At 67.9% G+C, this 7,751-nt stretch carries 7 protein-coding genes and 1 tRNA gene; 6 read left to right on the forward strand and 2 right to left on the reverse strand.

The window, feature by feature from the left end:
• The first annotated feature begins 4 nt into the window (after positions 1-4).
• The 3 genes from ABZ806_RS31815 to htpX all read left to right on the forward strand — a co-directional run bounded on the left by ABZ806_RS31815 (position 5) and on the right by htpX (position 3,887).
• Complete coding sequence (locus ABZ806_RS31815) at positions 5-1,498, forward strand: complex I subunit 4 family protein (protein WP_500221131.1); 1,494 nt, start codon at positions 5-7, stop codon at positions 1,496-1,498.
• Positions 1,498-2,967: an NADH-quinone oxidoreductase subunit N gene (locus ABZ806_RS31820; protein ID WP_500221132.1), complete on the forward strand. Its 1,470-nt coding sequence runs from the start codon at positions 1,498-1,500 to the stop codon at positions 2,965-2,967. The genes ABZ806_RS31815 and ABZ806_RS31820 overlap by 1 nt, the downstream gene beginning before the upstream one ends.
• 65 nt (positions 2,968-3,032) lie before the next feature.
• Positions 3,033-3,887 carry a zinc metalloprotease HtpX gene (gene htpX, locus ABZ806_RS31825; protein WP_500221133.1) on the forward strand — a complete coding sequence of 285 codons (855 nt, stop codon included), beginning with the start codon at positions 3,033-3,035 and terminating at the stop codon, positions 3,885-3,887.
• A 95-nt stretch (positions 3,888-3,982) separates the two neighbouring features.
• On the opposite strand, the gene ABZ806_RS31830 is transcribed toward htpX, so the two are convergent.
• Positions 3,983-4,471, reverse strand: coding sequence for a YajQ family cyclic di-GMP-binding protein (locus ABZ806_RS31830; protein ID WP_500221134.1), 489 nt, complete (start codon positions 4,469-4,471; stop codon positions 3,983-3,985).
• Positions 4,472-4,610: 139 nt separating this feature from the next.
• Here ABZ806_RS31830 and ABZ806_RS31835 point away from each other — a divergent pair.
• Positions 4,611-4,692, forward strand: a tRNA-Tyr gene (locus ABZ806_RS31835).
• A 121-nt stretch (positions 4,693-4,813) separates the two neighbouring features.
• On the opposite strand, the gene ABZ806_RS31840 is transcribed toward ABZ806_RS31835, so the two are convergent.
• Positions 4,814-5,866: a tyrosine-type recombinase/integrase gene (locus ABZ806_RS31840; protein ID WP_500221135.1), complete on the reverse strand. Its 1,053-nt coding sequence runs from the start codon at positions 5,864-5,866 to the stop codon at positions 4,814-4,816.
• Positions 5,867-6,626: 760 nt separating this feature from the next.
• Between ABZ806_RS31840 and ABZ806_RS31845 the strand changes: the two genes are divergently transcribed.
• Both ABZ806_RS31845 and ABZ806_RS31850 read left to right on the forward strand, forming a co-directional pair.
• Complete coding sequence (locus ABZ806_RS31845) at positions 6,627-6,983, forward strand: helix-turn-helix domain-containing protein (protein ID WP_500221136.1); 357 nt, start codon at positions 6,627-6,629, stop codon at positions 6,981-6,983.
• 2 nt (positions 6,984-6,985) lie between these two features.
• Positions 6,986-7,552 (forward strand): ImmA/IrrE family metallo-endopeptidase, encoded by a 567-nt coding sequence (locus ABZ806_RS31850; protein ID WP_500221137.1) that lies wholly within the window; start codon positions 6,986-6,988, stop codon positions 7,550-7,552.
• Positions 7,553-7,751: the final 199 nt, after the last annotated feature.

Genomic DNA, 7,751 nt, shown 5'->3' on the forward strand with positions numbered 1-7,751 from the left:
GCTGATGACGGCGATCCCGCTGTTCGGGGCGCTGGCGCTGCTCGTCCCGGCGAACCGGTTCCTGCGCACGGACTTCGCCGTCCGGGCGTTCGGCACCGCCGTGTCGGCCGCGACGCTGCTGGTCGCGATCTCCGCGCTGACCGCGTTCGACTTCGGCGCGACGTCCCGCATGCAACTGGAGATCGACCGGCCCTGGGCGCCCGCGATCGGCCTGCGCTTCCACCTGGGCGTGGACGGCATCTCGCTGCCGCTGGTCGTCCTCACTGCGCTGCTGACGTTCCTGTGCTTCCTCTACACGCTGCGGCACCCGCCGGCGGGCGGCCGGACCCGGCTGCTCACCGCGCTCCTGCTCGTCCTGGAGACCGGGATGCTCGGCACGTTCGTCGCCCTCGACCTCGTGCTGTTCTTCGTCTTCTTCGAGACCGTCCTGGTCCCCATGTACGTGGTGATCATGCTGTGGGGCGGGACGGGACGCCGCGCCGCCGCCTACAAGTTCATCCTCTACACGCTGCTCGGCTCCGGCCTCCTCCTCGCCGGGATGCTGCTGGTCGGCGCGACGTCCGGCACCCTCGACATGACGGCGCTCGCCGACCGGCACGGGTCCGGGCTGACGCGCGGCATCCAGATCACGGCGTTCGCGCTGATGGGGGTCGGTTTCGCGGTCAAGGCACCGATGTGGCCGCTGCACACCTGGCTGCCGGACGCGCACACCGAGGCGCCGACCGTCGGCTCCGTCCTCCTCGCCGGCGTGCTGCTGAAGATGGGCACGTACGGGCTGGTCCGCGTGGCGCTGCCGCTCGCCCCGGACGGCGCCGCGTTCTGGGCCCCGTGGCTCGGCCTCCTAGCCGTCATCGGGATCATCTACGGCGCACTAGCCTGCCTCGCGCAGCGCGACCTGAAACGGATGATCGCCTATTCGTCCGTCGGGCACATGGGCTTCGTCCTGCTCGGCATTGCGACGCTCACCCCGGTCGGGATCAACGCCGCCCTGTTCGGCAACATCGCGCACGGCCTGATCACCGGCCTGCTGTTCTTCCTCGCCGGGTCGGTCAAGGAGCGCTGGGGGACGACCGACATGGCCGCGATCGGCGGCGGCATGCTCGGCACGTCCCCGCGCCTGGCCTCGATCCTGACGTTCGCGTCCATCGCGTCGCTCGGATTGCCCGGCCTAGCCGGCTTCTGGGGCGAAGTACTGGCCCTGATCGGCGCGTACCGCCCCCACGCCGACCTGCCCCGCGAGACGTTCGTGACGTTCATGGCCGTCGCCGCGCTCGGCGCCGTCCTCACCGCGACCTACTTCCTGCGGATGCTCGCGAAGCTGACCCACGGGCCTGCTTCCGGGGAGGCGGCGGCGCGCGGCCCGGTCGCCGCCGTCTCCGTCCAGGAGTACGCGGCCTGGGTACCGCTGGTCGCGCTCACCCTCCTCGTCGGCCTCTGGCCGAAGACCCTGCTGGACGTGACCACCGGCCCCGTCCGCGCACTGTTCGGAGGCGGCTGATGATCCAGGGCATCGACTACGCGGCGATCGCGCCGCCGCTGATCCTCGCCATCGCCGCGATCGGCCTCCTGCTGGCGGACGCGTTCGACGCGCCCCGGCGCGTCCTCTCCCTGCTCTCGGCGGGATCGCTGCTGGCGGCGCTGATCGCCGTGATCGCGCTGGCCTCCGGCGACCGCCGCGCCACGTTCTGCCTCCCGGACGGCCTGCGCGCCGGCGGCCCCCGCTCCTGCTCCTACGTCGCGGACGACTTCACACTCCTCTTCCAGGGGATCGTCCTAGGCGCCGCAGCGATCGTCGTGCTCCTGTCACTGCGCGAGATCACCGACTCGAAGATGCCGGTAGGCGAGTACCACTTCCTCCTGCTCTCCGCCGTCATCGGCGCTCTGGCGCTGGTGGCCGCCCGCGACCTGGTCCTGCTGGTAGTCGCACTCGAGACGCTGTCGCTGCCGGTGTTCGCACTCACAGCCCTCCGCCGCTACGACGGAAAGGCGTCCGAGGCGGCACTGAAACTGTTCCTGGTATCGGTCGTCTCCACCGCGATCATGCTGTTCGGAATCAGCCTCCTGTACGGCGCGACCGGCGCGATGCACCTGGACCGAATAGCCGCGGCCCTGTCCCGGCTGCCCGCCGACCTGGACCCGATCGCGTCGGTCGGCTCCTTCCTCGTCCTCGCCGGGTTCGCGTTCAAGGTCGCCGCCGTCCCGTTCCACTTCTGGGCACCGGACGTCTACCAGGGCGCCCCGCTGCCCGTCGCCGCGTTCCTGTCCGTGGTGTCCAAGGCCGCAGGCTTCGCGGGCCTGGCGATCGTCCTAGCCCTGGGCCTGCCCGCGTACGGCCACGTCTGGGGGCCGGTGATCGCCGTCCTGGCCGCGCTCACCATGACCCTGGGCAACCTGCTGGCCCTCCGCCAGCGGACCGCGATCCGGCTGCTGGCCTGGTCGTCCGTCGCCCAGTCCGGCTACATGCTCGCGCCCCTGGCCGTCGGCTCGCACCGCCTCCCCGAGGCCGTCGCCGCCACCACCGCCTACGTCGCCCTCTACGCCGTCATGAACCTCGGCGCGTTCGCCGTCGTCATCGGCTACCACCGCCGCCGCACGCTCGACGACTACCGCGGCCTGGCCCGCCGCAGCCCCGCCACCGCCACCGCCCTCGCCTTCTTCCTGATCTGCCTCGCCGGCCTGCCACCCGGCGTCATGGGTCTGTTCGCCAAGGTCGTCGTCTTCCGCGCGACCGTCGCGGGCGGCGTAACCTGGCTGGCGGTCGTGATGGCGATCAACACGGTGATCGGCCTGTACTACTACCTGGCCTGGGCCGTCCGCCTGTTCACGCCGTCGCCTTCGCCTTCGGACGAGCTCGACGTCGCGCCGGGGCTGCCCGCGCGCGCCGCGATCATCGCAACCGCCGCCGGGGCGATCGTCCTGTCGGCGGCCCCGCAGATCGTCCTGCAGACGGTGTCGCAGGCCACCTGACTGGGAACGTTCACCCAGGTCAAACCGTTGATGTTCATGCCGGAGTCGACGGGGAGGCAACGGAATTGCGAAGCAATGGCGTCAAGACGGCAGCACTGATCGCCGCGCTGTCCGCCCTGATGCTCGTCGCCGGATGGGCGTTCGGCGGCGGAATGGGGCTGACGATCGCGCTGGTCATCGCCCTCGGCACCAACGGCGTCGCCTACTTCTTCAGCGACCGGATCGCGCTGCGCTCCATGCGCGCCCACCCGGTCGGCGAGGTCGAGGCCCCCACGCTCTACCGGCTCGTCCGGGAACTCTCGACCTCCGCCCGGCAGCCGATGCCGCGCCTCTACATCTCCGAGACCCGCCAGCCCAACGCGTTCGCCACCGGCCGCAACCCGCGCAACGCCGCCGTCTGCTGCACCCGCGGCATCCTGCACATCCTGGACGAACGGGAACTGCGCGCCGTCCTGGGACACGAACTGTCCCACGTCTACAACCGAGACATCCTGATCTCATCCGTCGCCGCCGCGATCGCCACAGTGATCACGTACCTCTCCCACCTGGCGATCTTCCTCCCGATCGGCCGCTCCGAGGACGACGACGGCCCCGGCATCCTCGGCGCCCTCCTGATGCTCGTCCTGGGCCCGGTCGCCGCCGCGGTCGTCCAGATGGCGGTCTCCCGCACCCGCGAGTACTCCGCCGACGCCGCCGGCGCCCTCCTCACCGGCGACCCGCTGTCCCTGGCCTCGGCCCTCCGCAAGATCGACGCCGGCACCCGCGCGATGCCGCTACCCCAGGACCCCGAACTGGCGACCACCAGCTCCCTGATGATCGCGAACCCCTTCTCAGGCGCCGGCATAGGCAAGCTCTTCTCCACCCACCCGCCGACCGCCGACCGCATCGCCCGCCTGGAACGCATGGCCGGCCGCCGCTAACTGCCCCGAACCACTTCGCCCTCGCCCGCGTCATAGAACACGAGAGCACGCCGGCCCCCTTCTGCGGGGGATGGGGCCGGCGCGCTCTCAGAGATCTAGCGGTAGTTCACAAACTGCAGGGCAACCTCGAGGTCCTTGCCCTTGAGCAGCGAGATGATCTCCTGCAGGTCGTCCTTCTTCTTCGAGCTGACCCGCAGCTCGTCCCCCTGGATCTGGGCCTTCACACCCTTCGGCCCCTCATCCCGGATGATCTTCCCGATCTTCTTGGCGTCCTCCTGGGCGATGCCCTCCTTGAGCCCCACGCCCAGCTTGTACACCTTCCCGGACAGCTTCGGCTCACCCGGATCGACCGCCTTGAGTGAGATGCCCCGCTTGACGAGCTTGTCCTTCAGCACGTCCAGCACCGCGTTGGCTCGCTCCTCGGTGTTCGCCTGGATCTCGATCGTCTCACCGGACCACTTGATCCCCGCGTCCACGTTCCTGAAGTCGAACCGGTTGGCCACCTCCTTGGCAGCCTGGTTCAGCGCGTTGTCGACCTCCTGCCGGTCGAGCTTCGACACGATGTCAAACGACGAGTCGGCCACGGCCCACACATCCCCTCAGCAGCAACTTCCCGATCCCCAGAGCGTATCGACTCCAAACGATCAAGCCCACGCCCCCGACCCCGCGCCTCGATGTCACACCCACTCCCGACGTCCGCTATTCTTTCCAGTGCCATCGCGCGGCGGGTTGCCCGAGTGGCCAATGGGAGCGGACTGTAAATCCGTCGGCTTAGCCTACCCAGGTTCGAATCCTGGACCCGCCACACCAGCAGAAACAGCCCCTGACCAGCAACAACGCGGTCAGGGGCTGTTCTCGTTGTGTCCGGCTGTCTCTGATCGTTTACGGCGTTCTACGGGTGGCTGTGCCGAATACGTGCCGAAGTTCTATGGCGTCTTTGGCCTGGTCGCTTCGCTGATTCGGCGCTTGGCATCCTCCTCCTGACCGGCCACGCACTTGGCGTAGACGCGCAGCAGGACGGCCACACTGTGCCCCGCCCACTCGGCGACCTGAGCCGGAGGGACGCCCGCACCGAGCCACGTCGACACGGCCGCATGCCGAAGGTCATACGGCGTCTTGGCCAACGGCGAGGCTGCCTCACGCTCACTGAGCGCCGCCGCCCTCGCCTTGTGCCAGGCCCCAAGGTACGTCCGGTCAGTCATGATCCCGCCACGCGGCCCGACGAACAGCCGGCCCCCGGCCGGGATGTTGAACTCCTTGATGTGATGGCGCAGCAGCGTGACGAGCTCCGGATGGATCGGCACGGGCCGGGTCTCGCCGGGCGCCCGGTGCTTGAGAGGCTGCCTGTCCCGAGGCTTGCCGCTGTCGGTCCACCGGGAGCCGCTACGCGGTTCGGCGTGCGTCAGCCGCATCTCGCCCCAGCCGTCATCAGGCAGGCTCACGAGGGCATCCCGTCGCAGGTCCACCGCTTCCTCTGGCCGCAGCGCGGCGTAGTACATGACGGCGAAGAACGCCACCATGCGCTCACCGCGCTTGCCCTGGCACCGGACGGCGTCGAGGAGCCGCCGCGCCTGGTCGGGATTGGCGACCACCCGGAGGTCAAGCGTCTGCGCCACTCGCGGCCGAGTCCACTTCACCAGGGTCAGCGGGTTGACCGGCAGGACGCGCCGCTCACAGGCGTACTCCATGGCGTTGTTGAAGGTCGCCCGCTTGCGCGTCGCCGTGCTGCCCGCCGCCGGAGAGCCGTCCTGGCGACGGCTCAGCCGGTCGAGGACTTGCCGCGCGAGTTGCGGACCCTGTCGGTCGGGCGCGAGGTCGCCCATGTCGACCGTGTTCCGCTCCAGCCAGCGGACGGCCGAGGCCAGGTATTCGGGCGGTTCGGTCTCGCCGTTCTGCAGGCGCCCGCTGTACGCCCAGGCTAGGTGCCGACCGGGTGCCGGTGATCCTGACGACACAGCCACCCGGCTCGTTGTCCGCATCGTGGGGTATCTAGAACTTGCTGACGGTAGTTGCGTCTTGTTGTCGTCTAGCCGCAATGGATGATGACTGCGCCCGCTTTGATGTGGTCGCCCCAGCCGCGGCGGGTGGCGTCGTTGACGATCTCCTGCAGCTTCGCACCGTTCTGCAGGAGACCTGAACAACCGGGACACACAGGAGAACCTCCCCCTACGGTTACGGAGCCTCCTGGCTGACAACGGAGTTGGGAGGGCACCCCTCTCTCGACTCGGACGCACAACGAGATGGCGGCATGATCGCCTCGGCACTCCAGCCGCACCCTGGTGTAGTTAGGTGGAGCTTGGTTAGGGTTCATGATCCTTCCCTGAGCGAGCGAGGAGCCGGTCTCGCTTGCTGAGAGTGTTTCGGCGCTCCCTACGCGCCGCAAGGGGGATCGCGAGAGGGAGCCGGCTCCACCAGGCGAGCAGTTACTTCTTCCGTTTCGGCTTGGTCGACTCGTTGACTGTCGTCTTGGGACTCCGCTTCACGGTGCTCTGCTTCACGAAGCGCCCCGTGATCGCGCTGCGGCCTCGCTTGCCGCCACTGTTGCTGGACTTCCCCGGCATTTTGCCTCCTTGGTTTGCCTCTGGGGCATCGCCGTATCTCGCTGCCCGCAGGCCATCCACCACAGACCACGATGGACCGCCGACGGCGTTTGCTGAAGTGCAAGACGACGTCTAGAGTGAAACCGTACTGCAGGCGATCCCTACAGTGCAACCAGACGTCACTAATGAAAGGGAGCTCATGACAGAGCGCGCCTCCTTCGACGCCGGAGCATTCTTCGCAGCGCTAGATGCCGCCCGCCAGGACCGAGGCTTGAACTGGAAGCAGGTAGCAGGTCAGGCCATGGTCAGCCAGTCCACGTTGACTCGGCTGGCGCAGGGCAAGCGCCCTGATGTCGACAGCCTGGCCGCGCTGGTCGACTGGGGCGGCCTAAACGCGGATGATTTTGTTGTCCGCGTCCACAACAAGACAGAGACCGCTCCACTTGCCATGATCTCGACCTACCTGCGAGCCGACCGCAACCTGAGTCCCGAGGCTGCTACGGCGCTAGACAAGGTCGTCAAGGCCACCTACGAAGCCCTGCGACAGGCGGACTGAACATGGCTTACCGGTACGGGTTCAAGAGCGAGGCCGAGCAAACCTCCGCTGAGACCCGCGAAGACCTCGGCCTCAGACTGGTCGATCGGCTTAACGTCTTCACCTTGGCCGAGTACCTCGACATCCCAGTCTGGACGTTGAGTTCACTACCCAGCCGCGCCCAGTCAACTCCTGGCCTACAGGACGCGGTCTCCCTCCTGTCCGGAGTAGAACAAACAGCTTTGTCCGCCTTCACTGTCTTTAACGGGCCTCGACGTGTGATCGTCCATAACGACACACATGGTGAAGCACGCCAAGCAAGCAACGTGGCACACGAAGCTGCTCACGGCCTGTTGCTTCACCCGGCGGCGCCCGTGCTTGACCGCCGGGGCTGCCGACTATGGAACGAAGACGTAGAGGACGAGGCCAGCTACCTCGCTGGCGCTCTTCTGGTCCCTCGCGCTGCCGCCTGGTGGTTGGTCAAACGCAAGATGAGCTTCGAAGAGGCAGCGCATCACTTCGGCTGCAGCGTGGAAATGATCCGTTGGCGGGTCAACCTCACCGGCGCACGGAAGCGCCTCGCAAGCTAACTCGCCAGCAAGGGCTGCACGGCTCGGGGGAGGCGGCGACGCCGAAGTTAATCAGCACAACTGGCCGCAGCCGGGACGCAGGTCTGACTAGGTTTAGCCCAAAACCAGACCTTGGGCGGGCGGCTGCAGTACAGCACGGAAGTACCGCAACAGCGGCTTATAACGGCTAGCACCCGCGAGCATTCGCACAAGGGTCTAC

This window comes from Spirillospora sp. NPDC047418 (genome assembly GCF_040643275.1).
In the GTDB taxonomy this organism is placed as follows: Bacteria; Actinomycetota; Actinomycetes; order Streptosporangiales; family Streptosporangiaceae; genus Spirillospora.